This is a genomic window from Paraburkholderia atlantica (assembly GCF_000092885.1).
GTDB classification, from domain to species: Bacteria; Pseudomonadota; Gammaproteobacteria; order Burkholderiales; family Burkholderiaceae; genus Paraburkholderia; species Paraburkholderia atlantica.
Window position 1 is genome coordinate 1,079,084 of record NC_014117.1, and the last position, 23,167, is coordinate 1,102,250.

At 61.3% G+C, this 23,167-nt stretch carries 18 protein-coding genes, 2 tRNA genes and 2 rRNA genes; 10 read left to right on the forward strand and 12 right to left on the reverse strand.

Annotation, left to right across the window (positions count from 1 at the left end; genetic code table 11):
* Positions 1-31: 31 nt before the first annotated feature.
* The gene (locus BC1002_RS04835) at positions 32-490 is read left to right on the forward strand and encodes a MaoC family dehydratase (RefSeq protein WP_013088954.1); all 459 of its coding nucleotides are present in this window, start codon (positions 32-34) and stop codon (positions 488-490) included.
* Positions 487-963 carry a MaoC family dehydratase gene (locus BC1002_RS04840; RefSeq protein ID WP_013088955.1) on the forward strand — a complete coding sequence of 159 codons (477 nt, stop codon included), beginning with the start codon at positions 487-489 and terminating at the stop codon, positions 961-963. The genes BC1002_RS04835 and BC1002_RS04840 overlap by 4 nt, the downstream gene beginning before the upstream one ends.
* A 99-nt stretch (positions 964-1,062) precedes the next feature.
* Here BC1002_RS04840 and BC1002_RS04845 read toward each other — a convergent pair whose 3' ends face one another.
* From BC1002_RS04845 to BC1002_RS04870, 6 genes are all read right to left on the reverse strand, one after another.
* Positions 1,063-1,764: a glutathione binding-like protein gene (locus BC1002_RS04845; RefSeq protein WP_013088956.1), complete on the reverse strand. Its 702-nt coding sequence runs from the start codon at positions 1,762-1,764 to the stop codon at positions 1,063-1,065.
* A gap of 126 nt (positions 1,765-1,890) precedes the next feature.
* The gene (locus tag BC1002_RS04850; protein WP_013088957.1) at positions 1,891-3,150 is read right to left on the reverse strand and encodes an acyl-CoA dehydrogenase family protein; all 1,260 of its coding nucleotides are present in this window, start codon (positions 3,148-3,150) and stop codon (positions 1,891-1,893) included.
* A 57-nt stretch (positions 3,151-3,207) separates the two neighbouring features.
* Positions 3,208-4,314 (reverse strand): phosphotransferase, encoded by a 1,107-nt coding sequence (locus BC1002_RS04855; protein WP_013088958.1) that lies wholly within the window; start codon positions 4,312-4,314, stop codon positions 3,208-3,210.
* Positions 4,315-4,334: 20 nt separating this feature from the next.
* On the reverse strand, positions 4,335-5,051 hold the full coding sequence (locus BC1002_RS04860; protein ID WP_013088959.1) for a histidine phosphatase family protein: 717 nt from the start codon (positions 5,049-5,051) through the stop codon (positions 4,335-4,337).
* Positions 5,052-5,072: 21 nt separating this feature from the next.
* Positions 5,073-5,861, reverse strand: a complete 789-nt coding sequence (locus BC1002_RS04865) for an oxepin-CoA hydrolase, alternative type (RefSeq protein ID WP_013088960.1) — start codon at positions 5,859-5,861, stop codon at positions 5,073-5,075.
* Positions 5,858-7,414 carry a 3-hydroxyacyl-CoA dehydrogenase gene (locus BC1002_RS04870; protein ID WP_013088961.1) on the reverse strand — a complete coding sequence of 519 codons (1,557 nt, stop codon included), beginning with the start codon at positions 7,412-7,414 and terminating at the stop codon, positions 5,858-5,860. Before BC1002_RS04870 ends, BC1002_RS04865 begins: the two co-directional genes overlap by 4 nt.
* 127 nt (positions 7,415-7,541) lie before the next feature.
* On the opposite strand from BC1002_RS04870, the gene BC1002_RS04875 reads away from it, so the two are divergent.
* The gene (locus tag BC1002_RS04875; RefSeq protein ID WP_013088962.1) at positions 7,542-8,189 is read left to right on the forward strand and encodes a glutathione S-transferase family protein; all 648 of its coding nucleotides are present in this window, start codon (positions 7,542-7,544) and stop codon (positions 8,187-8,189) included.
* 109 nt (positions 8,190-8,298) lie between these two features.
* Here the strand turns inward: BC1002_RS04875 and BC1002_RS04880 are convergent, their stop codons facing one another.
* Both BC1002_RS04880 and BC1002_RS04885 read right to left on the reverse strand, forming a co-directional pair.
* The gene (locus BC1002_RS04880) at positions 8,299-9,471 is read right to left on the reverse strand and encodes a pyridoxal phosphate-dependent aminotransferase (RefSeq protein WP_013088963.1); all 1,173 of its coding nucleotides are present in this window, start codon (positions 9,469-9,471) and stop codon (positions 8,299-8,301) included.
* A 138-nt stretch (positions 9,472-9,609) separates the two neighbouring features.
* A complete protein-coding gene (locus tag BC1002_RS04885; protein WP_013088964.1) occupies positions 9,610-10,116 on the reverse strand; it encodes a putative toxin-antitoxin system toxin component, PIN family in 507 nt (168 codons plus the stop codon).
* Positions 10,117-10,173: 57 nt separating this feature from the next.
* Between BC1002_RS04885 and yaaA the strand changes: the two genes are divergently transcribed.
* Positions 10,174-10,956, forward strand: a complete 783-nt coding sequence (gene yaaA, locus BC1002_RS04890; protein WP_013088965.1) for a peroxide stress protein YaaA — start codon at positions 10,174-10,176, stop codon at positions 10,954-10,956.
* A gap of 46 nt (positions 10,957-11,002) precedes the next feature.
* Positions 11,003-12,169 carry a M14 family metallopeptidase gene (locus tag BC1002_RS04895; protein WP_013088966.1) on the forward strand — a complete coding sequence of 389 codons (1,167 nt, stop codon included), beginning with the start codon at positions 11,003-11,005 and terminating at the stop codon, positions 12,167-12,169.
* A 113-nt stretch (positions 12,170-12,282) separates the two neighbouring features.
* On the opposite strand, the gene BC1002_RS04900 is transcribed toward BC1002_RS04895, so the two are convergent.
* The 4 genes from BC1002_RS04900 to BC1002_RS04915 form a co-directional block, all read right to left on the reverse strand.
* Entirely contained in the window at positions 12,283-12,897 is a 615-nt protein-coding gene (locus tag BC1002_RS04900) for a BspC domain-containing protein (protein ID WP_013088967.1), read from the reverse strand.
* 174 nt (positions 12,898-13,071) lie between these two features.
* Positions 13,072-13,746 (reverse strand): energy-coupling factor ABC transporter permease, encoded by a 675-nt coding sequence (locus tag BC1002_RS04905; protein ID WP_041734311.1) that lies wholly within the window; start codon positions 13,744-13,746, stop codon positions 13,072-13,074.
* 127 nt (positions 13,747-13,873) lie between these two features.
* Complete coding sequence (locus tag BC1002_RS04910; protein ID WP_013088969.1) at positions 13,874-14,755, reverse strand: response regulator transcription factor; 882 nt, start codon at positions 14,753-14,755, stop codon at positions 13,874-13,876.
* A 214-nt stretch (positions 14,756-14,969) separates the two neighbouring features.
* Positions 14,970-16,184: a DUF2863 family protein gene (locus BC1002_RS04915; protein WP_013088970.1), complete on the reverse strand. Its 1,215-nt coding sequence runs from the start codon at positions 16,182-16,184 to the stop codon at positions 14,970-14,972.
* A gap of 274 nt (positions 16,185-16,458) precedes the next feature.
* On the opposite strand from BC1002_RS04915, the gene BC1002_RS04920 reads away from it, so the two are divergent.
* The 5 genes from BC1002_RS04920 (at position 16,459) to BC1002_RS04940 (ending at position 23,070) form a co-directional block, all read left to right on the forward strand.
* Complete coding sequence (locus BC1002_RS04920) at positions 16,459-17,574, forward strand: AI-2E family transporter (RefSeq protein ID WP_013088971.1); 1,116 nt, start codon at positions 16,459-16,461, stop codon at positions 17,572-17,574.
* Between the two features lie 485 nt (positions 17,575-18,059).
* A 16S ribosomal RNA gene (locus BC1002_RS04925) occupies positions 18,060-19,593 on the forward strand.
* Positions 19,594-19,672: 79 nt separating this feature from the next.
* Positions 19,673-19,749 (forward strand) — tRNA-Ile (locus BC1002_RS04930).
* Between the two features lie 58 nt (positions 19,750-19,807).
* A tRNA-Ala gene (locus tag BC1002_RS04935) sits at positions 19,808-19,883 on the forward strand.
* 307 nt (positions 19,884-20,190) lie between these two features.
* Positions 20,191-23,070: ribosomal RNA gene (locus BC1002_RS04940) — 23S ribosomal RNA — on the forward strand.
* Together the 16S and 23S rRNA genes with 2 tRNA genes alongside form the textbook arrangement of a ribosomal RNA operon.
* Positions 23,071-23,167 lie beyond the last annotated feature (97 nt).

The following is a 23,167-nucleotide window of genomic DNA, read 5'->3' on the forward strand; positions in this document are numbered from 1 at the left end:
GGGCCGTTCCACCGAACAAAGGAGGTGCACGATGAAAATCAGTTTCGAAGACATGGAAGTGGGTACGAGCCACGAAATCGGCAAGCACACTTTCACCCGCGAGGAAATTGTCGACTTCGCGCAGAAGTTCGATCCGCAGCCGTTTCATCTCGACGAAGCCGCCGCGGCCGAATCGCCGTTCCGCGGCCTCGTCGCGAGCGGCTGGCACACCTGCTCGGTGATGATGGGCATGCTCGTGCGCAAGGTGCTGGCGGATTCGACGTCGATGGGTTCACCCGGCATCGACGAAGTCCGCTGGCTGAAGCCGGTGCGAGTCGGCGACACGATCACGATGATCAACGTCATCGTCGATAAGCGGGTGTCGCAGAGCAAGCCCGATCGCGGCATCGTGTCGACGCGCTGGGAGGGCATCAATCAGCACGGCGACACGGTGATCACAGTGCGCTCGAACGGCATGTTCGGTCTGCGCAATCCGCGAGCGGCGGGATGACGGCGGGTGCGGCGACGATCGCCGCTTTCGATAATGCGGACGCTTTGCGCGCGCTCATCGGCGCGGAGCCGCTGGTCAGCGAATGGCTGAGCGTCGATCAGGACAGGGTCGACCGTTTCGCCGAGGCGACCGGCGATCATCAGTGGATTCACATCGATCCCGAGCGGGCCAAACGGGAATCGCCGTTTGGCGGGCCGATCGCGCATGGGTTTCTGACGCTGTCGCTGATTCCGGCTTTGCTCGGCGCAACGGTGAAGATCGAGCAGCGTATGGGCGTCAACTACGGCTTGAACCGTGTGCGTTTCGTGTCGCCGGTGCTCGTGGGGTCGTCGCTGCGCGGGAAGTTCGTCGTCGAGTCGGTGACCGACGTAGACAACAACGGCGTGCAAGTCGCGTGGAACGTCACGCTGGAGTGTCAGGGCGGCGAACGACCGGTGTGCGTCGCGGAGTTCATCACGCGGCATTACTTCTAGCGTTTGCACTTCGCGGAGGAAATGAACAAGCGCGAGCCGGCAGGGATGCCGCTCGCGCTTTCTGTTTGTGTCGAGCCGCGTCAGCGAGACAGCCCGCAACTAGTGTTTCGCGTACTGCGTCGCGCCAAACAGAATTTCTTTCGCCTTGTCGTCCATCAGCGGCGCGCGCGCGGATGCGAGCACGTCGACGCCGCGCACCACCGCCGGCCGCGCGGCGATCTCTTCATGCCAGCGCTTCACGTTCGGCAACGTATCGAGGTCGACGCCCTGATTTTTCCACGAACGGGTCCACGGAAACGCGGCGATGTCCGCGATCGTATAGTCGTTGCCCGCGAGGTAACGCGTCTTGCCGAGTTGCGTGTCCATCACGCCGTACAGGCGTCGTGCCTCGTTGGTGTAGCGGTTGACCGCATATTCGATCTGCTCGGGTGCATACACGCGGAAGTGATGCGTTTGGCCGAGCATCGGACCGAGGCCGCCCATCTGGAACATCAGCCATTGCAGTGCCGCGTAGCGCGCGGCCGGGTCGGCCGGAAGAAACTTGCCGGTTTTCTCGGCGAGATAAATCAGAATTGCACCCGATTCGAATAGCGCGAACGGCCGTCCGTCGGCGCCTTTCGGACCTTCGGAATCGACCAGCGCGGGAATCTTGTTGTTGGGACTGATGGCAAGAAATTCGGGCTTGAACTGGTCACCGGCACCGATGTTCACGGCATGCACGTTGTAGGGTAGGCCCGTCTCTTCCAGCATGATATGAATCTTGTGGCCGTTCGGGGTCGCCCAGCTATAGACATCGATCATCCTGGCTCCTTGTTCGTCAAAGCGGCGCCGCAAAGATGGCGCCGCCGTTGTCGAAAATTAGAGCATAGATCGCGCGATGCTGCTTGCAGTGACCTCAACGGCCGCACCCACTTTGGGCCGAAGCGCTCAAACGCGCGTGACCGGCATCTCCACGCGGCCCGCCGCGCCCGCATCCATATGACGCGCGAGTTCGAGTTTGGCGATCGCGTTGCGGTGCACTTCGTCGGGGCCGTCGGCGAAACGCAGTGTGCGCGCCGACGCATATGCATACGCGAGCGGGAAATCGTCACTGACACCGCCGCCGCCGTGCGCCTGAATCGCCCAGTCGATCACCTGACACGCCATGTTCGGCGCGACCACCTTGATCATCGCGATCTCGCCGCGCGCGCCCTTGTTGCCGACGGTGTCCATCATGTATGCGGTCTTCAACGTAAGCAGACGCGCCTGCTCGATCATGCAGCGCGCTTCGGCGAGACGCTCCTGCGTGACGCCTTGCAACGCAACCGGCTTGCCGAACGCGACACGTTGCAGCGAGCGCTTCGCCATCAGTTCGAGCGCGCGTTCGGCGAGACCGATCAGGCGCATGCAGTGATGGATGCGCCCCGGGCCGAGACGGCCTTGCGCGATTTCGAAGCCGCGGCCTTCGCCGAGCAGCAGGTTGGTGGCGGGCACGCGCACGTTGTCGAGCGTGATCTCCATGTGGCCGTGCGGCGCGTCGTCGTAACCGAACACCGTGAGCGGACGATGCACGGTGATGCCTGCTGCGTCGGCGGGCACGAGGATCATCGACTGCTGCTGGTGACGCGGCGCGTCGGGATCGGTCTTGCCCATCACGATATAGATCGCGCAGCGCGGGTCGCCCGCACCCGACGACCACCACTTATGGCCATTGATCACATAATGGTCGCCATCGCGCACGATGCTAGTCTGGATGTTCGTCGCATCCGACGACGCGACCTCCGGCTCCGTCATCAGAAACGCCGAACGGATCTGACCTTGCAGCAGCGGTTCGAGCCACTCGCGCTTGTTGTCTTCGCTGCCGTAGCGCTCGATCGTCTCCATGTTGCCGGTGTCCGGCGCGTTGCAGTTGAATACCTCGGGCGCCCAGGGCACGCGGCCCATGATCTCGCACAGCGGCGCGTATTCAAGATTCGTCAGGCCGGCGCCGCGCTCCGATTGCGGCAGGAACAGATTCCACAGGCCGGCATCGCGCGCCTTCTGCTTCAATTGCTCGATCAGTTCGGTGGGCACCCATGCATTGCCGTTCTGGCGATTGCGCGCGATCTCCACATAGAACGCCTGCTCGTTCGGATAAATGTGCTCGTCGAAAAAGGCGAGCAGTTTTTCGCGCAACGCCTGGACCTTCGGGGTGTAATCGAAATTCATCTGGGACCTCGCGGGTAACGGACTGCGAATGATGGAGAGCGGGGCGAGCCCTCGTGTCTAGAGAACCTTCTGCGCGTAATGCCAGGCCAGTTCGGCCATCGGCCTCGCGCGCCGGCCGGCGTCGAGCGCTTGCGCGCTGGACGCGGTACCGTCGACGGCGCGCTTCATGATTCCTTGCAGGATGGCGGCGATACGGAACATGTTGTAGGCCAGATAGAAGTTCCAGTCGCCACGAATCTCGAAGCCGGTGCGTTGGCAATAACGCTCGACGTACCGCGCCTCATCGGGAATGCCGAGCGCGGCCCAATCGAGCCCCGCGATGCCGCGGAACTGCGCCGGGTCCACATGCCACGCCATGCAGTGATACGCGAAGTCGGCGAGCGGATCGCCGAGCGTCGACAGTTCCCAGTCGAGCACCGCGAGCACGCGCGGCTCGTTGCGATCGAAGATCAGGTTGTCGAGCCGGTAGTCGCCGTGCACGACCGACACGCGCTCGTTCGTGTCGGCCGGCATATGCTGCGGCAGCCATTCGATCAGCCGATGCATCGCGTCGATCGGTTCGGTCTCGGACGCCAGATACTGCTTGCTCCAGCGGCCGATCTGGCGGACGAAGTAATTGCCTGGCTTGCCGTAGTCGGCGAGGCCGGCGGCGGTGACGTCGACGCTGTGCAACGCCGCGATCACGCGATTCATTTCGTCGTAGATCGCCGCGCGCTCGGCGGGCGTCATGCCGGGCAGCGATTGATCCCACAGCACGCGGCCTTCGACGAACTCCATTACGTAGAACGCGCGTCCGATCGCGCTTTCGTCCTCGCAGAGCGCGAGCATCCGTGCGACCGGCACGTCGGTGTCGGCGAGCGCATGCATTACGCGATATTCGCGTTCGATCGCGTGCGCGGACGGCAGCAGCTTCGCCGCGGGTCCGGGCTTTGCGCGCATCACGTACGAGCGTGACGGCGTGATCAGCTTGAACGTGGGATTGGATTGCCCGCCCGCGAATTGCTCGAGCGTCAGCGGTCCCGCGAAGCCGTCGACATGGCTAGCCAGCCACGCGGCGAGCGCATCGGTGTCGAAGCGTTGCCGCTCGTTGACCGGGCGGGTGCCCTCGAAAGCCGAGTAGTCCTGTTTGCCTGCGGGTTCGCCGGTCTGCGTGGCTTGCGCCATGTGTCTCCTCCAGTTCGGTGTCAGCTACGCTGGAATCGGATGAATTGTGCGTAGAGGATTTCCATCGTGGTGTTGCGAACGTCGCGATGCAGCGGCGACGGCGGTGAATAGTTGAGCATGCGCAGCACCCAGTCGCGCGGCGCGGCGCCGACGTCGAGCGCATTGATGCAGCCGGTCGCCTGTGACAGATGACCGAAGAACGTGCGGCCGCCCGCCGTCAGCGCGTGCGACAGGATCGCGCGATTGACGCCGCCGTGCAGCACCAGCAGCACGGTGTCCCACGACGTGTCTTCGCGCAGCGCCGCGACGGCCGGCAGTACGCGATCGAACAGTTCGCCGATCGTTTCGCCGTCGAGAAAGCGCATGCTCTCCGGCACGATGCCGTCGAACACACCGAGAAACGCCGCCTCGATATCGCTCGGCGGAATGCTGCCGAGCCGCCCGCCGCGAATCTCCTGCAATGCGGGCTCGATCTCCGGTTCGATCTGCTGACCCGTTTCGACGAGCACGCGCCGCGCGGTTTCGATCGTGCGCGGCAAGCCGCTGACGATCACGCGGTCGAAGCGCACCTGCTGCTCGGCGAACACACGGCCCGCCGCGCTCGCCTGCTCGCGGCCGTTCGCGTTCAGCGGCACGGATTCGGGATCGATTGCGCGGCCGGAGTCGTCGAAGTAGGTGACGTCGCCGTGACGCATCAGGAAGATACGGCGCCGTTTCGGTAGTTGGTAGTCGGGCATGTCGGACGGCTCTCTCGTCGCTTATTTATAGATCGGTGCGCGCTTTTCGAGGAACGCGCTGATGCCTTCGAGACCGTCGCGATGATGCAGCGACGCGACGAAGTTATCGCGCTCGGCGACCAGATGATCCGCGAGCGGCTGCGTGCCGGCCGCGGCGATCAACCCTTTGATGCGCGCGACCGAATTGGGTGAGATCGCGCCGATCTCGTCGGCCCACGCGAGCGCGTTATCGAGCGCGGCGCCGGCCTTGGTGAGCCGATTGACCACGCCGAGTTCGTGCAGACGCGTGGCGCCGATCGGTTTGGCTTCGATCAGTACCTCGGTGGCCAGCTGACGCGGCAGTGATTGCGCGAGGAACCACGAGCCGCCGCCGTCGGGCGTCAAGCCGACGCGCGCGTACGACATCGCGAACTTTGCGTTGTCCGCGGCGACGATCAGATCGCAGGCGAGCGCGAGCGAAAATCCTGCGCCGGCCGCAGCGCCTTCGACCGCGGCAATGACCGGCTTCGACGACAGCCGCAGCGCCGAAATCCATTGAGCGAGCATGTCGATGCTATCGGCCTGCACGGACGGGTCTTTCGCGCGATTTTCAAGCAGCCGGTTCAGGTTGCCGCCCGCGCAGAAGAAGTCGTCGGCGCCGGTGATCACGACGGCACGAATCGACGGATCGCGCTCGACGGTATCGAATGCCTCGATGCCCGCCGCGTACATATCGGGATGCAGCGCGTTGCGCGCACCGGGATTCGAGAGCGTGAGGACCAGCGTGGATTCGCTGCTGGCGGGGCGTGAAGCGAGCAGGGCGGCGCTCATGATGGGGTCTCCGTTTGAATGTCGGCGGCGTCTCGCTGGGTGAGCGAGAGGCCGAGTTGCGCGCGTCTTGCGAGCCACGGCGACGGCCGATAGCGCGGCTCGCCGAGCACGCTGTGCATGTTGCGCAGGATCGTGAGAATGGTGGGGGCGCCGAGCGCATCGCCGAGCGCGAGCGGTCCGCGCGGATAGCCGAGACCGAGCATCACGGCGAGGTCGATGTCCTGCGGCGTCGCGATCTGCTTTTGCGCAATCTCGCAGCCGATATTGACGATCGTCGCGACCACCCGCTGCGCGACGAAGCCGGTCGAATCGCGGATCACGGTCACGGGGATGCCGTCGGCGGCGAACAGCGCATGCGCGCTATCGCGCGCGGCGCGTGTCGTGGCCGGCGTGGTCATCAGCGTGCGGCGTTGCGCGCCGACGAGCGGGAACAGTCCGTCGACGGCGACGACGCGGCTCGCGTCGAGCGCTTCGTCGACCGCGGCGGTGGTCGCGTCGTGGCCGAACGGCGTGACGACGATCAGTGAACCGGCGGCGGGCCTCGCGCCTTCGTCGAGCTTCACGCCCGCTTTGCGGACCAGTTGCACGACTGCCTGATACGCGTCGCGATAGCGTTGGCTGACCCACACGCTTTGCGGCAGCGTGGTCGGCGCGGGCGCTTCGGCGGGAACCTGCTGCTTGCCGTCCACGTAGCGGTAAAAACCTTCGCCGCTCTTGCGGCCGAGCAGTCCGCCCGACAGCCGCGTGCCCGTAATCGGCGACGGCGTATAGCGCGGTTCCTCGTAGAACTGGTGATAGATCGACTCCATCACCGGATGCGACACATCGAGCGCGGTCAGGTCCAGCAGCTCGAACGGCCCGAGGCGAAAGCCGGCCTGCTCGCGCATGATGCGGTCGATGTCCGCAAAGCTCGCGACACCTTCGCTCGCCACGCGCAAGCCCTCGGTATTCATGCCGCGGCCCGCGTGATTGACGATGAAGCCGGGCATGTCCTTCGCGCGCACCGGCGTGTGACCCATGCGGCGCGCGAGATCCATTAGCGCGTCGCCGGCCTCGGGGGCGCTGCGCAGGCCGTCGATCACTTCGACGACCTTCATCAGCGGCACCGGATTGAAGAAGTGATAGCCGACCACGCGCGACGGATCGGTGCAGCCCGCGGCAATCGCGGTGATGGACAGCGACGACGTGTTCGACGCGAGGATGCAGCGGCCGCTGACCACGGTTTCGAGCTCACGAAACAGCGCCTGCTTCGCGTCGAGCTTTTCGACGATCGCCTCGACGATCAGATCGCAGCCGACCAGTTCGCTCACTGCCTGCACGCCGCTGACGTTCGCGAGCGCGGCGAGCGAGCGCGATTGCTCGAGCTTGCCTTTGGCCGTCAATTTGGCGAAAGTCTCCGCGAGATAGTCGCGCGCGGCGCCCACGGCGGCCGCGTTGGTGTCGTAGAGCCGCACACGCAGGCCAGCGAGCGCCGCGATCTGCGCGATCCCTCGGCCCATCGCGCCAGTGCCGACGATGCCGATGGTCTCGATGCTGAAATTGCGAGAGTTCATTGAGATGCCCGACTCCATGGTAATTTTAGAATAGCACGCTCGTGCAGTTTCTTGGATGATTCGATGGAAAGCCGCTGCTTCAACCTCGACGCGCGGTCTCACACACCATGACACAAGGAGACACCCGATGATCAAGCTGTGCGGTTTTGCCCTTTCCAACTACTACAACAAGGTCAAGTTCGTGCTGCTCGAACACGGCATCGACTTCGAGGAGCATCTCGTGAAGCCGAGTCAGGACGAAGCGCTGCTCGAGCATTCGCCGCTCGGCAAGGTGCCATACCTGCAGACCGAGCACGGCGACCTGTGCGAGTCGCAGTGCATCGTCGAATATCTGGCCGCGCGTTTTCCCGACAAGCGGATCTTCTCCGCCGATTCGTGGCAGGCCGCCAAGGAACGCGAAATGATCTTCTTCGTCGATGTGCATCTCGAGCTGACGGTGCGCAATCTGTACAAGGAAGCGTTTTTCGGCGGCACGGTCAGCGACGCGACGAAAGGGCGCGTCGAAAAGCTGCTCACGCACCACATCGCCGGCTTCAAGCGGATCGCGAAGTTGGCGCCGTACCTGTGCGGCGAGAACTTCAGCGTCGCGGATACCGCCGGCTACGTGAACCTGCCGCTCGTCGGTATGGCGACGCAGACCATTTACGGCCGCGATTTTCTGCTCGAAGCGGGGATCGACTGGAAGAGCTACGTGAAGACGATCAACGCGCGGCCGGCTGCGCAGCGCGTGACCGAGGATCGCAAGGCCTATGTCGCGGCGTCGCGTGCGTCCTGAGGGGATGACGGCAGTGCGGTGAAGCGCGCATGGGTGTGAAGGGCAAACCCATGCCGCAAAGCGCGATGGCAAGGAACGTAGGTTCGTTCGTGGCATCGCGCAAGGCATCCTAGAGCCGCGCGAGCCGTTCGAGCGCGGTAGCGAGTGTGCCTTCCTGCTTGGCGAAGCAGAAGCGCACCACGCCCGACTCATGCGCCTCGTGATAGAACGCCGAGACCGGAATTGCCGCGACGCCGATCTCGCCGGTCAGCCATTGCGCGAATTCCGCCTCAGGCAGGTTGCTGATTGCCGAATAGTCGACGCATTGAAAATACGTGCCCGTGCACGGCAGTAACCTGAAGCGCGAATTCGCGAGGCCCGCGCGGAAGAAGTCGCGCTTGCGCTGATAGAACGCCGGTAGCTCCAGATACGGCGCCGGGTCCAACATGTAATCGGCGAGGCCGATCTGCATCGGCGTGTTGACGGTGAACACGTTGAACTGGTGCACCTTGCGGAACTCTGCGGTCAGCGCGGCGGGTGCGGCCACATAGCCGACTTTCCAGCCGGTCACGTGGTAGGTCTTGCCGAAGCTCGACACGACGAAGCTGCGCTGCGCGAGCTCCGGATAGCGCGCGACGCTTTCATGCGGCGCGCCGTCGTAGACCATGTGCTCGTACACCTCGTCGGACAGGATCAGCACGTTGGTGCCGCGCACGATCTCCTCGAGCTTGCGCATGTCCTGTTCGCGCCATACCGTGCCGGTCGGATTGTGCGGCGTGTTGATCATGATGAGCCGCGTCTTCGGCGTAATCGCGGCGGCGAGCTTGTCGAACGGGATTGCGTAGTCGGGTGCGTCGAGCGTGACGAAGACCGGCTTGCCGCCCGCCAGTTCGATCGACGGCAGATAGCTGTCGTAGGTCGGTTCGATCACGATCACTTCGTCGCCCGCGTGGACCGTGCAGAGGATCGCGGTCAGCAACGCCTGCGTGGCGCCCGCGGTCACGGTGATTTCGCTATTGGCGTCGTAGCGGCGGCCGTACAGATTCGCGATCTTGTCCGAAATCGCCTGACGCAGCGGCAGCACGCCGGCCATCGGCGGATACTGGTTGTGGCCGTCGCGCATCGCGTTCGCGACCGCGTCGACGATGCGCGGATCGCAGGCGAAGTCGGGAAAGCCCTGACCCAGGTTCACCGCGCCTTTTTCCGCGGCGAGCGCGCTCATCACGGTGAAAATCGTCGTGCCGACGTTCGGCAGGCGAGATGGAAACGTGGGGCTCGTGGGCGTGTCGTGCGGTGCGTTCATGGCGTCGTGGGTAGCGGGGCGATAAGGTTGGCCTGGTTTGTCCGAATTCTCGAACAGTCGTTGCGAAGGGCGAAGCCTGATTGTAGGGAATCGCGACAGGCTGTGCGCGCCGCGCGTGTCACCTACGGACAGCCGGATTCATGCGCTGACGGGCTCGCCCCCAGCATTCTGCACGATGCCGGCTTCCGCGGCGAACGGTGCCGGTTGCGCGATTCTGAAGCCGAAATCGCGCGCGATGCGTTTCGCGAGTTTCAACACCGCACGATCTTTCGACACGAGCCAGTCGGCCCGTGCCGCATGCGCGAGCTCGAGAAACTTCTGGTCGTCGCGATCCTTGCATTGGGGCAGCGGCCGGGTGTTGTCGGTGGGCTCGGTCGGCTCAGGTGGCTCGACCAATTGCGCCAGCCGCGCAACGACGGCGAGCGCAGCGGCTTTGTCGACGTTGCGGTGCGCGAATTGTGGATAGTCGAGCACGTAGGCGAGCTCGGCGAGGCAGCGCGCGTCGATTAGCGCGGTGAGCGCGCCGCTTCCGAGCGCGGCGGCGATCGGCCGCGTGTGCGGGTCGTCGAATACGAGAATATCGATCCACACATTGGAATCGAGTACGACGCGCAACGCGCCGCTTGAGGCGGGGGAACCGGGCATTCGTTACAATCGGGCTTTCGTCTTTGACCACCAGGCACGGCGTGCCTGCAAGCCTCTATGATAATCGTTCTGTCGCCGGCGAAATCGCTCGACTACGACACCCCGCCGCACGTCAAAAAGCACACGATCCCCGATTTCGTCGACGACGCCGCCGAACTGATCAGCGGCCTGCGCCGTTTGTCGCCGCAACAGATCGCTTCGCTGATGAGCATTTCCGATCAGCTCGCGCACCTCAATTTCCAGCGTTACGCAGACTGGTCGCCGCAATTCGACACGCACAACGCCAAGCAGGCGGTGCTCGCTTTCAACGGCGACGTGTACGAAGGTTTCGATGCGAAGACTCTGTCGTCGGCCGATCTCGACTATGCGCAGAATCACGTGCGCGTGCTGTCGGGTCTCTATGGCCTGCTGCGTCCGCTCGATCTGCTGCAGCCGTACCGGCTCGAAATGGGCACGCGCTTCGTCAATCCGCGCGGCAAGGATCTGTACGCGTTCTGGGGCGAGCGGATCACGCACGCGTTGAACGCGCAGTTGAAGAAGAATGCGGCTGCCTCGCGCGTGCTGGTCAATTGCGCTTCGGGCGAATACTTCAAGTCGGTCAAGCCGAAGCTGCTCGACGCGCCGGTCGTCACGCCGATGTTCGAAGACTGGAAGGGCGGCCGCTACAAGATCATCAGCTTCCATGCAAAACGCGCGCGCGGCTTGATGGCGCGCTTCGCGGTGGAAAACCGCCTCGATCGTCCCGAGCAGCTGAAGGACTTCGATACCGAAGGCTACGCGTTCAGCGCCGAAGCTTCGAACGACTCCACTTTCGTATTTCGCCGCCGCGTTGCGGAATAAGCATGCCGCTGCGCTAAAAAAGCAGCATTCAGGCAGGAAGACTCTGATGACGTTATCGATTACGAGCAATTTCGACGCAGGCGCGATTGATGTGCTGTCCTGCGAAGACGCCAGCAATATTCGCCTGCGCGTGCGTCCGGACAGCCACGCGGAGTTCGCGCAGTGGTTCTATTTCCGCCTGTCGGGCGCGGCGGGCGAGCGCTGCGTGATGAGCTTCGAGAACGCCGCCGCGTGTGCGTTCGCGGAGGGCTGGCGCGACTATCGGGCGGTCGCGAGCTATGACCGCGTGAACTGGTTTCGCGTGCCGACCTCGTACGACGGCCGCGTGCTGACGATCGACCATACGCCCGATTTCGACAGCATCTACTACGCGTACTTCGAACCGTACAGCGAGGAGCGACATGCCGAGTTTCTCGGCGCCGTGCAGCAGATGCCGCACGCGTCGCTGACCGAGCTCGGCAAGACGGTCGAAGGGCGGCCGATTTCGCTGCTCACGCTCGGCACGCCGCCCGCGGGCGATGCCGCCAACGCCGCGCCCAAAAAGAACATCTGGCTGATCGCCCGCCAGCATCCGGGCGAGACGATGGCCGAATGGTTCATCGAAGGCCTCGTGAAGCGCCTCGTGGGCTGGGGAGACTGGGCGGGCGACCCGGTCGCGCGCAAGCTGTACGATCACGCGGTGTTTCACATCGTGCCGAACATGAATCCGGACGGCAGCGTGCGCGGCAATCTGCGCACCAATGCGGCCGGCGCGAACCTGAATCGCGAATGGATGGAGCCGGACGCCGCGCGCAGTCCCGAGGTGCTGGTGGTGCGCGAAGCGATTCACGCGACGGGCTGCGACCTGTTCTTCGATATTCATGGCGACGAGGCGTTGCCCTATGTGTTCGTCGCGGGCTCCGAAATGCTGCCGGGCTTTACCGAGCGGCAGGGGCGCGAGCAGAAGGCGTTCATCGAGGCGTTCAGGCACGCGAGTCCGGATTTTCAGGACAAGTATGGCTATGCGGCGAGCAAGTATCGCGAGGATGCGTTGAAACTTGCGTCGAAGTACATCGGCAACGAATTCGGCTGTCTGTCGTTAACGTTGGAAATGCCGTTCAAGGACAACGCGAATCTGCCCGACGAGCGGGTGGGCTGGAACGGTGAGCGCAGCGCGTCGCTTGGCGCCGCGATGTTGCAGGCGATTCTGCGTCACGTGGAGACGTTCGCCTGAACAAGCGGACGGTTGGACATGAAAAACGAGGCACGCACGGAAAAGTGCGTGCCTCGTTTTTCATTGGGGCGACTGATCGGACGGTGGCGCGCGCCGATCAGCGCCAGATGCGGTTAGCTCTTCTTCTTCGAGCTCTTGTTTGCCGATTTGCTCGACGTCGTGCGCGAGGATTGACCCGAGCCTGACTTCGACGACTTCTTCGGCGTTTTGCCGCCGACCGCGTGCTTGCCTTTGCCGCTTTTGTGCTTGCCCGATCCCTCGCTGCGCGCGCGGTTCGGCGGCACCGGGTCGTTCCAGCTGAACGCGAGCATTTGCGAGCCGACGTACCCGCAGCGGAATTTCAGATCGGCCGGCTCTCCCGAGTTGTTCTGACGCACGCCGACACCTTCGACGGTGACGATGCTGTCCACCTTGACGCGCTGCTTGCCTTCGTCGAATGAGTCGTTCCACGGCGTGACGGACGAGTGCGCGCTGTCGAACGAACTGGACGGAAATTCGACGTGGTCGAACGCGGTCGACGTGCTCGCGACGAAGTCGCCATGCGCGGCGCAGTCCGCGACGAGCGGATCTGCGTGCATTTCGGTGATAAATCTTTTGACGAGGTCGTTGTGCTGTTCGAGCTGATCAGCGAATGCGGGAGCCGCGCAGATGAGCGAGAGACTCGCTGCGCAGGCCGCCAACCGGCCGATCACCCGCAGCAACCGGCTCGGTACATTGGTGCGATCCATCTAGTTCTTTAGACGCAAATGGGAGATGAGGCAAATAAGATGCCCCGCGCAAGGGTTGAGTTCAATGTTGCTGCAAATATTCTGTCCGGTCCTGATTGGCGCGCCCGGAAAGTCTGCGGCGGCGAGGCGCTGATTATCACAGATCCGCCGCACGCCACGCCAAAGCGGGCATTCTCAGGTGCGCGGGCCGCCCAGGCGATAGCGCCGGACATCGTAGGTGGTTACCCACGCAGGACGGTAGACCGCGATCAGCGCGGTCGCCATGCCGGTGAACCATGCTTCGCCGGTGGCGAGCAGCAGCACGCTGAGCGCGTAGCCGACCGGCACCACGGTCATCGAACCGCCGGACACCGCGATATGAATGCCGAGCGCTGCCGCGGCGGTGAACGACACGGCGATGGCGGGCGAAACGAAGCCCTGGCCGAAGATGAACATGAAAAGGTTGCGCGGCAGCCACGCGGTGCAGATGCGCTGGAGCAAGGTCGACACGGCGACGGGCAGGGCGCCGTAGACGAGGAACGTCAGCGCGATGCCCTGCCACGGCGCATCGAAGACAACGGCGGCGAGACCCGTGACCACCGCCATCGCGATCACGGCGAGCCCCCAGTCGAATAGCGTGACGACGAGCGTGGCGCCGAGAAGATGCATCACGGTACCGTCGTCGAGCCAGGCGTTGCTCGCCCACAGCACCGACACTGCGACGATTATCGCGAGCCAGACATGCTGGAGCGTGCCGTCCTGAAGTCTTTTGAAAGGATTTTTCCACAACGCGAGCGCGATCACCATCGCAGTGGCAGTCCAGCCACCGACAGCGACCCAGAACGGAAGCGGTGTGTAGAGGAAACCCATGTGTCTCATATTACTCGTTGGACGACAAAAGGTGTGAGCGGATTCCATGCCAGCCCACCCTCAACGCTGCGCGCATGCCACTGCGGGCATGCGGATGTTCCAACCCATACGCGCGGCGCGACCCGCGTCATGCGGAGTCCGGCCTGATCGACTTCCGCGCCGGCCTGCCGTTTGGGGTTTCACCGTACGACGTGGCGGGCTCCGCGGCCATCGGCAGCGCGCTGCTGGTGTCGTTGCCGGGCAACGGATACTGGAACCGCGCGCGTTGGCGCCGCCGGAGCGGAACCGGGCCAGGCTGTCCGCGGATGACCGGCCGCGCGCTGTGCTCGCCGTTGTTGCGCAGCACTTGCAAATGATTGGTGAGCCAGCCGTTGTAAAGCGCGACTGCGGCGGCGCGATTGGGCGCGCCGAGTTGCTGGAATATGCTCGTCAGGTGAATCTTGACCGTGCCTTCGCTAATGCCGAGCGTGCGTGCGATCATCTTGTTGGTGCTACCCATGTGCACGCAGCGCATGATCTGCTCTTGTCGCGGCGACAGCCCGCTCGAGAGTTTGTTGCGGCGGGGCGGCGGACTTTCTTCATCGAACGTGCGGATCGCGGTATCGGTTGGCAGCGGCGGATCGATCGCCAGCGCACCGGGCGGCACGTAGTGACCGCCGAGCAGCACCATTTCCAATGCGCGCACGATCAGGCAGGGATCGGTGTCGCGTGGAACGACGCCGAGCACACCCTCGTCCATCAGCGCACGCACGAGCGCGGGCAAGGTCCCGTCGGTGAGCACGCTGATGCGCAGGTCGGGAAAGTGACTGAGCAGCGCGCGAACTTGTGCAACCGACATCCAGTTCTCCCAGTCGATCACGACGAGATCCGGCCGATAACGCTTGAACGGACGTTCGAGCAGACGCCATTCATCGGCCTCGGTGAAGCGCGCCAGCCGGTCGATCTGCCGCAGCAAGGCTTTGAGTCCATCACGTCGTTCTGCGTTTGAATTGAGAATCGCGAAGCGCATGCATGTCTCCAGATGTTTCGGGCGAAATGGCGCGACGCATCTGTCGGACTCATGAAGCTGACTCGATCACGGCGATGCGTCACCGTGCCTATGATGACAAATTCCCTCCGTTTTGACGGCTGTCCAAAAGGCATAAGAAAAGCGGACATTCAACGAAAAAAGCCCCGTCTATACGGGGCTTTTTCGCGATAAGGCGTGGATATCGACGTCGGGATTAGTGGAAATGCGGTTGCGCAGGCTCGGCATCCTCGGGCATTTCCGCGTGGACGATTTCGCCGAGCGGGTCCGCATACAGCGGCACGCCGCAGTCGTCGCAATATTCCGGCTCGAACCGGCCCGCGTGGCGGCGTACATCCGTGATGCCGGTTTCCTTCAGCAGCGCGACGATTTCTTCGAGCGGCTCGTCCGAGCCGGTGACTTCCTCCGGCTCCTCGTCGATGCCCGCCTCGCCGTTTTCGCGGCCGTAGAGCGGCCACACCACACCGTAGATCACGTCGTTGCTGCCCTTGCGCGTGAAGCCGACGCGGTATTCGTCGATGCGCCGTTCACCGAAACCGGCGACCACCGCGCGCAGGTCCTGCGGCGCCGCGCCAATCGTGTCAAAAAGATAACGCACGGCGGTACGCACGGTGTGCGGACGCACACTTTCGTCGGCGTCGCGGCAGGCCGAGTAGTACGCATCCGGCAGCAGACATTCGAATTCGCAGCCCGGCAGCACGACCGACAGGTTCGCGCCGCCTTGCGTGGCCCATTGCTCGAGACATTGGCCGCGCTCGATGCGCGTACCGTGCTCTTCTTCCTGCCAGCGGAACGTCGCTTCGCCGACGGGCGCGGCGACTACCGCAAGCAGAAAGCGCGGGTCCGCCAGAATCGGCGACGTCTCCGGCAGTTCGCCGAAATTGAGCTTCGCGTTGCCGCCGCTGACCGCGGCTTGCGCAAGTTGCTGGGCGATGCGCCACGTTTCGACGTGATGGCGCGGCAGCTGGTCGATGCTGTACAGGAACGGAGCCATTGCCACTCGCGTGTTCGCGGCGAGCACATGCGCTTGCAGGTGTGCGCGCAAAGCGTCGGCGGCGTCGGACTTGAGCGGGCCGGACGGAATCACGTAGCGGGTCCAGGCGAGCACGGGAGCGGCGATCAGCAGCGCTTCGTAAGACACGCCTTCGTGTTCGATGACGAACGATTCGCTATGCGTTTCAGCCATGTCGGCCAGCGCGCCGTATGCATCCGGATGGTTTTGCTGCAGATGGTCGAGCGCTGCGTCCAGCGTGGTCTGGTTGGCATTACGCACGATTTTGGCCAGCAGCGCGTCGAGCTTTGCTTCCCAGAAGCGATCTTCAGTACGGCTGCCCGACGCGAAAAGCGCGAGCGAGAGACCGACGAGCTTGTCGGCGTCGGGAGGGAGACGTTTGGCGATTCGCGAGCGCATAAATCCAGAAAAATTGGGGGCACGGAACCTTATATTCTAGTCTTTTCCAGGCAGCTATATGGCTTGCTCGGCAATCTTGGGGCAGATTCAAGCTCTTTCATCCCAAAAAATGCGTTCGCCACCGACATGGTCGCACGCGACTCGTAACGCCTGGGCCGGATCGGATAAGACACCCCAGACGCCCGACTCGCTTCTATACTGACGGCGTTCAGCGGGCGCCTGACGGGCGTGTGTCATTTGATCGCCACGTCTGGCGCAATAGGGGAGATCCATCGTGAAATCGGACCAACTAATCGAGCGACTTGCAGCGGTATTTGCATTGATTGTGCTCGTGGGTGGGTCGTTGCTGGTGCTGGCGCCATTTACGACTGCGCTGCTGTGGGGCGCCATCCTCAGCTACAGTTCCTGGGGCCTGTACCGGCGGCTCACTGGCGTCGTTGGCGGCCGCCGCAAGCTGGCCGCGACCATGATCGTGCTGATCATTCTGGTCGTGGTGCTCGGGCCGTTCGTCTATGCGGGTTTTGCGTTCGGCGCGCATGTACACGAGATCGTCGCGCTGGTGCAAAGACTTTTCGAGTCGGGGTTGCCGGATCTGCCGCCGTGGGTGCAGCGGATCCCGCTGGTCGGTTCGAGCATCGAGGCCTTTTGGGAGCGCTTGACCAGCAGCAATTCTGAGCTGATTGCGCAGTTGCGCACGCTCGCCGCGCCGGCTGGCAAATGGATTCTGGCGGCGGCGCTTGCGGTGACGCATGGGCTGGGGCTGCTCGCGTTGAGCATTGTGCTGGCCTTTTTCTTTTATACCGGTGGCGAGGGTGCGGCCGCCTGGCTGAACGCCGGCATGCGTCGAGTCGCTGGTGAGCGTGCAGAGTATCTTCTGGCGCTGGCGGGCAGCACGGTGAAGGGCGTGGTCTACGGGATTCTTGGTACGGCCCTCGTGCAGGGGGTTCTCGCGGGATTCGGTTTCTGGGTGGCCGGTGTACCGGCGCCGGCGTTGCTAGGGCTCGTGACGTTTTTTCTGTCGGTGGTACCGGGCGGTCCGGTCGTAGTCTGGTTGCCGGCTGCGATCTGGTTGTATCAGGGTGGGTCGACTGGATGGGCGATTTTTCTGGTGGTGTGGGGCCTGCTGGTAGTAGGCATGGCGGACAACGTCATCAAGCCCATCCTGATTGGCAAGAACAGCGACATGCCGTTGATTCTAGTCATGCTTGGCATTCTCGGCGGCGCGTTTGCGTTTGGTTTTCTTGGTGTTTTCATCGGCCCAACGTTGCTGGCGGTAGCTCATACCGTGCTGCATGATTGGACGATCGGCGCATCCGCCGCGCAGACGCAGGCGCTAGAAGCGAAAGCACCAGCGATAGAAGATCCGGGCCGTGTGGGAAAGACCCCTTAAGGAAAACCCGCCTAAGGGAAACCCCAGGATTTCACTTGCAAGTTCTGGCCGCGGCGACTAGAATTCCGCTCTTTCGTGCTCCGGACGCCGGGGCGCGGGGAAGCGGGAAGCCTTTGCTGGCGAGGGCTCCGGCGGCGTGGGCAGGTTAAGCGAGTGATAAAAAACCTGTTGACGATCCGGCGGAAGTTCTCCATAATCTCGCTTCTCTGCTGCAGACGCAGCGACGCAAACGAAGCGGTGCCGGGTGGTGGTGGTTCAGGCGCAGCGGGTTGGGCGGATCGATCTTTAAAAACTAACAGCCGATAAGTGTGGGCGCTTGATGCGGAATGCGGCGGCGGATTCTCCGGAGTCTGCCGCAAGGCAAAAGTATCAGAAGCCTCACACAGTATTAGAGGAAGGTTTGTCTGTCGAAAGACGGATCAATCATCGTCAGTACGTTGAGTGAGCGACCGGTTCGTAACTGAACCGAAAACAGTAACAGGTTTGAACTGAAGAGTTTGATCCTGGCTCAGATTGAACGCTGGCGGCATGCCTTACACATGCAAGTCGAACGGCAGCACGGACTTCGGTCTGGTGGCGAGTGGCGAACGGGTGAGTAATACATCGGAACGTGTCCTGGAGTGGGGGATAGCCCGGCGAAAGCCGGATTAATACCGCATACGCTCTGTGGAGGAAAGCGGGGGATCTTTCGGGACCTCGCGCTCAAGGGGCGGCCGATGGCAGATTAGGTAGTTGGTGGGGTAAAGGCCTACCAAGCCGACGATCTGTAGCTGGTCTGAGAGGACGACCAGCCACACTGGGACTGAGACACGGCCCAGACTCCTACGGGAGGCAGCAGTGGGGAATTTTGGACAATGGGCGCAAGCCTGATCCAGCAATGCCGCGTGTGTGAAGAAGGCCTTCGGGTTGTAAAGCACTTTTGTCCGGAAAGAAAACCTCTGGGTTAATACCCCGGGGGGATGACGGTACCGGAAGAATAAGCACCGGCTAACTACGTGCCAGCAGCCGCGGTAATACGTAGGGTGCGAGCGTTAATCGGAATTACTGGGCGTAAAGCGTGCGCAGGCGGTGCTGTAAGACCGATGTGAAATCCCCGGGCTTAACCTGGGAACTGCATTGGTGACTGCAGCGCTGGAGTATGGCAGAGGGGGGTGGAATTCCACGTGTAGCAGTGAAATGCGTAGAGATGTGGAGGAACACCGATGGCGAAGGCAGCCCCCTGGGCCAATACTGACGCTCATGCACGAAAGCGTGGGGAGCAAACAGGATTAGATACCCTGGTAGTCCACGCCCTAAACGATGTCAACTGGTTGTCGGGCCTTCATTGGCTTGGTAACGTAGCTAACGCGTGAAGTTGACCGCCTGGGGAGTACGGTCGCAAGATTAAAACTCAAAGGAATTGACGGGGACCCGCACAAGCGGTGGATGATGTGGATTAATTCGATGCAACGCGAAAAAACCTTACCTACCCTTGACATGGATGGAATCCTGGTGAGAGCTGGGAGTGCCCGAAAGGGAGCCATCACACAGGTGCTGCATGGCTGTCGTCAGCTCGTGTCGTGAGATGTTGGGTTAAGTCCCGCAACGAGCGCAACCCTTGTCCCTAGTTGCTACGCAAGAGCACTCCAGGGAGACTGCCGGTGACAAACCGGAGGAAGGTGGGGATGACGTCAAGTCCTCATGGCCCTTATGGGTAGGGCTTCACACGTCATACAATGGTCGGAACAGAGGGTTGCCAAGCCGCGAGGTGGAGCCAATCCCAGAAAACCGATCGTAGTCCGGATCGCACTCTGCAACTCGAGTGCGTGAAGCTGGAATCGCTAGTAATCGCGGATCAGCATGCCGCGGTGAATACGTTCCCGGGTCTTGTACACACCGCCCGTCACACCATGGGAGTGGGTTTTACCAGAAGTGGCTAGTCTAACCGCAAGGAGGACGGTCACCACGGTAGGATTCATGACTGGGGTGAAGTCGTAACAAGGTAGCCGTATCGGAAGGTGCGGCTGGATCACCTCCTTTCCAGAGCTATGCATTCCTTGCACTCAAGTGCTCACGCTTATCGGCTGTAGTTTGGTAGAAGCAACGCAGACAGACTCAGGGGTCTGTAGCTCAGTCGGTTAGAGCACCGTCTTGATAAGGCGGGGGTCGATGGTTCGAATCCATCCAGACCCGCCACTGTCTTGTCTGGTGAGCTGGTCGGGTGAAACCTCTGGAGTGTGTGTTGTGTGAGACTGGGGGATTAGCTCAGCTGGGAGAGCACCTGCTTTGCAAGCAGGGGGTCGTCGGTTCGATCCCGTCATCCTCCACCAATCCTCAATGCGCAGGGTTCTGCATGAAGGCAGAGCGTTGCGCATTGGCGATTGAGCCAGTCAGAGCGGTACACGATCAAATCGTGATATCGGCTGTCGTTCTTTAACAATCAGGAAGAAGTAGTAAAGAGATTCACGAAAGCGTACCTGGAGATGGGTGCGTGAGTAGGTGAATCAGGGTTGTGATTGTATCGATGTATTTTAAGGGAATCGAGAGATTGCCTTTGGAATACGGCGCAACACGAATACTCAACCTGTAGCGGCATGTGATCTGCGGTGAGCAATCATTGAGACACACCCGTTATAGGGTCAAGCGAACAAGTGCATGTGGTGGATGCCTTGGCGATCACAGGCGATGAAGGACGCGGTAGCCTGCGAAAAGCTCCGGGGAGCTGGCAAACGAGCTTTGATCCGGAGATGTCCGAATGGGGAAACCCACTCCTAATGGAGTATCCATGACTGAATCCATAGGTCATGTGAAGCGAACGCGGTGAACTGAAACATCTAAGTAACCGCAGGAAAAGAAATCAACCGAGATTCCCAAAGTAGTGGCGAGCGAAATGGGATCAGCCTGTACTCTTTATTCTCATTGTTAGTCGAACGCTCTGGAAAGTGCGGCCATAGCAGGTGATAGCCCTGTAGACGAAAACAGCGGGAAAGAACTGGGTGTACGACAAGTAGGGCGGGACACGTGAAATCCTGTCTGAAGATGGGGGGACCATCCTCCAAGGCTAAATACTCGTGATCGACCGATAGTGAACCAGTACCGTGAGGGAAAGGCGAAAAGAACCCCGGGAGGGGAGTGAAACAGATCCTGAAACCGCATGCATACAAACAGTCGGAGCCTCGTAAGGGGTGACGGCGTACCTTTTGTATAATGGGTCAGCGACTTACATTCAGTGGCGAGCTTAACCGATTAGGGCAGGCGTAGCGAAAGCGAGTCCGAACAGGGCGTCCAGTCGCTGGGTGTAGACCCGAAACCAGGTGATCTATCCATGGCCAGGTTGAAGGCACGGTAACACGTGCTGGAGGACCGAACCCACTAACGTTGAAAAGTTAGGGGATGAGCTGTGGATAGGGGTGAAAGGCTAAACAAACCTGGAAATAGCTGGTTCTCTCCGAAAACTATTTAGGTAGTGCCTCGTGTATCACCTTCGGGGGTAGAGCACTGTCATGGTTGTGGGGTCCATTGCGGATTACTTCGCCATAGCAAACTCCGAATACCGAAGAGTGCAATCACGGGAGACAGACATCGGGTGCTAACGTCCGGTGTCAAGAGGGAAACAACCCAGACCGCCAGCTAAGGTCCCCAAATATGGCTAAGTGGGAAACGAAGTGGGAAGGCTAAAACAGTCAGGAGGTTGGCTTAGAAGCAGCCACCCTTTAAAGAAAGCGTAATAGCTCACTGATCGAGTCGTCCTGCGCGGAAGATGTAACGGGGCTAAGCCATATACCGAAGCTGCGGATGCACATTAATGTGCATGGTAGGAGAGCGTTCCGTAAGCCTGCGAAGGTGCACTGGAAAGTGTGCTGGAGGTATCGGAAGTGCGAATGCTGACATGAGTAGCGATAAAGGGGGTGAAAGGCCCCCTCGCCGTAAGCCCAAGGTTTCCTACGCAACGTTCATCGGCGTAGGGTGAGTCGGCCCCTAAGGCGAGGCAGAAATGCGTAGCTGATGGGAAGCAGATTAATATTTCTGCACCATTGTGAAATGCGATGGGGGGACGGATCGCGGAAGGTTGTCCGGGTGTTGGAAGTCCCGGTCGCTGCATTGGAGAGGGTGCCCTGGCAAATCCGGGCACAGGACTCAAGGGTGTGGCGCGAGCTTCTTCGGAAGCGAAGCAACTGGAAGGGGTTCCAGGAAAAGCCTCTAAGCTTCAGTTTCACAGTGACCGTACCGCAAACCGACACAGGTGGGCGAGATGAGTATTCTAAGGCGCTTGAGAGAACTCGGGAGAAGGAACTCGGCAAATTGGTACCGTAACTTCGGGATAAGGTACGCCCTGGTAGCTTGACTGGCCTGCGCCAGAAGGGTGAAAGGGTTGCAATAAACTGGTGGCTGCGACTGTTTAATAAAAACACAGCACTCTGCAAACACGAAAGTGGACGTATAGGGTGTGACGCCTGCCCGGTGCCGGAAGATTAAATGATGGGGTGCAAGCTCCTGATTGAAGTCCCGGTAAACGGCGGCCGTAACTATAACGGTCCTAAGGTAGCGAAATTCCTTGTCGGGTAAGTTCCGACCTGCACGAATGGCGTAACGATGGCCACACTGTCTCCTCCCGAGACTCAGCGAAGTTGAAGTGTTTGTGATGATGCAATCTCCCCGCGGCTAGACGGAAAGACCCCATGAACCTTTACTGTAGCTTTGCATTGGACTTTGAACCGGTCTGTGTAGGATAGGTGGGAGGCTATGAAGCGTGAACGCCAGTTTGCGTGGAGCCGTCCTTGAAATACCACCCTGATCTGTTTGAGGTTCTAACCTTGGTCCGTAATCCGGATCGGGGACAGTGCATGGTAGGCAGTTTGACTGGGGCGGTCTCCTCCCAAAGTGTAACGGAGGAGTACGAAGGTACGCTAGGTACGGTCGGAAATCGTGCTGATAGTGCAATGGCATAAGCGTGCTTGACTGTGAGACTGACAAGTCGAACAGGTGCGAAAGCAGGTCATAGTGATCCGGTGGTTCTGTATGGAAGGGCCATCGCTCAACGGATAAAAGGTACTCTGGGGATAACAGGCTGATACCGCCCAAGAGTTCATATCGACGGCGGTGTTTGGCACCTCGATGTCGGCTCATCTCATCCTGGGGCTGTAGCCGGTCCCAAGGGTATGGCTGTTCGCCATTTAAAGAGGTACGTGAGCTGGGTTTAAAACGTCGTGAGACAGTTTGGTCCCTATCTGCCGTGGGCGCTGGATATTTGAAGGGGGCTGCTCCTAGTACGAGAGGACCGGAGTGGACGAACCTCTGGTGTACCGGTTGTCACGCCAGTGGCATCGCCGGGTAGCTATGTTCGGAAGAGATAACCGCTGAAAGCATCTAAGCGGGAAACTCGCCTTAAGATGAGATATCCCCGGGGCTTCGAGCCCCTTGAAGGGTCGTTCAAGACCAGGACGTTGATAGGTCAGGTGTGCACGTACAGTAATGTACTGAGCTAACTGATACTAATTGCCCGTAAGGCTTGATCCTATAACAGGTGTGTCTCGACAACCGTCAGCGCTTCAGCGCTTACGGGTGTCCGATCCCCGAAGGGGATGAAGACATGCCGGTTGAGATCGGTGTTGTG

Bases quoted from the DNA above. Each gene is read 5' to 3' on its own strand.
- BC1002_RS04900 (WP_013088967.1), bottom strand. From the start codon at position 12,897: ATGGATCGCACCAATGTACCGAGCCGGTTGCTGCGGGTGATCGGCCGG.
- BC1002_RS04835 (WP_013088954.1), top strand. From the start codon at position 32: ATGAAAATCAGTTTCGAAGACATGGAAGTGGGTACGAGCCACGAAATC.
- BC1002_RS04855 (WP_013088958.1), bottom strand. From the start codon at position 4,314: ATGGCGCAAGCCACGCAGACCGGCGAACCCGCAGGCAAACAGGACTAC.
- BC1002_RS04840 (WP_013088955.1), top strand. From the start codon at position 487: ATGACGGCGGGTGCGGCGACGATCGCCGCTTTCGATAATGCGGACGCT.
- BC1002_RS04910 (WP_013088969.1), bottom strand. From the start codon at position 14,755: ATGCGCTTCGCGATTCTCAATTCAAACGCAGAACGACGTGATGGACTC.
- BC1002_RS04905 (WP_041734311.1), bottom strand. From the start codon at position 13,746: ATGGGTTTCCTCTACACACCGCTTCCGTTCTGGGTCGCTGTCGGTGGC.
- yaaA (WP_013088965.1), top strand. From the start codon at position 10,174: ATGATAATCGTTCTGTCGCCGGCGAAATCGCTCGACTACGACACCCCG.
- BC1002_RS04885 (WP_013088964.1), bottom strand. From the start codon at position 10,116: ATGCCCGGTTCCCCCGCCTCAAGCGGCGCGTTGCGCGTCGTACTCGAT.
- BC1002_RS04845 (WP_013088956.1), bottom strand. From the start codon at position 1,764: ATGATCGATGTCTATAGCTGGGCGACCCCGAACGGCCACAAGATTCAT.
- BC1002_RS04860 (WP_013088959.1), bottom strand. From the start codon at position 5,051: ATGCCCGACTACCAACTACCGAAACGGCGCCGTATCTTCCTGATGCGT.
- BC1002_RS04880 (WP_013088963.1), bottom strand. From the start codon at position 9,471: ATGAACGCACCGCACGACACGCCCACGAGCCCCACGTTTCCATCTCGC.
- BC1002_RS04865 (WP_013088960.1), bottom strand. From the start codon at position 5,861: ATGAGCGCCGCCCTGCTCGCTTCACGCCCCGCCAGCAGCGAATCCACG.
- BC1002_RS04870 (WP_013088961.1), bottom strand. From the start codon at position 7,414: ATGAACTCTCGCAATTTCAGCATCGAGACCATCGGCATCGTCGGCACT.
- BC1002_RS04875 (WP_013088962.1), top strand. From the start codon at position 7,542: ATGATCAAGCTGTGCGGTTTTGCCCTTTCCAACTACTACAACAAGGTC.
- BC1002_RS04915 (WP_013088970.1), bottom strand. From the start codon at position 16,184: ATGCGCTCGCGAATCGCCAAACGTCTCCCTCCCGACGCCGACAAGCTC.
- BC1002_RS04850 (WP_013088957.1), bottom strand. From the start codon at position 3,150: ATGAATTTCGATTACACCCCGAAGGTCCAGGCGTTGCGCGAAAAACTG.
- BC1002_RS04895 (WP_013088966.1), top strand. From the start codon at position 11,003: ATGACGTTATCGATTACGAGCAATTTCGACGCAGGCGCGATTGATGTG.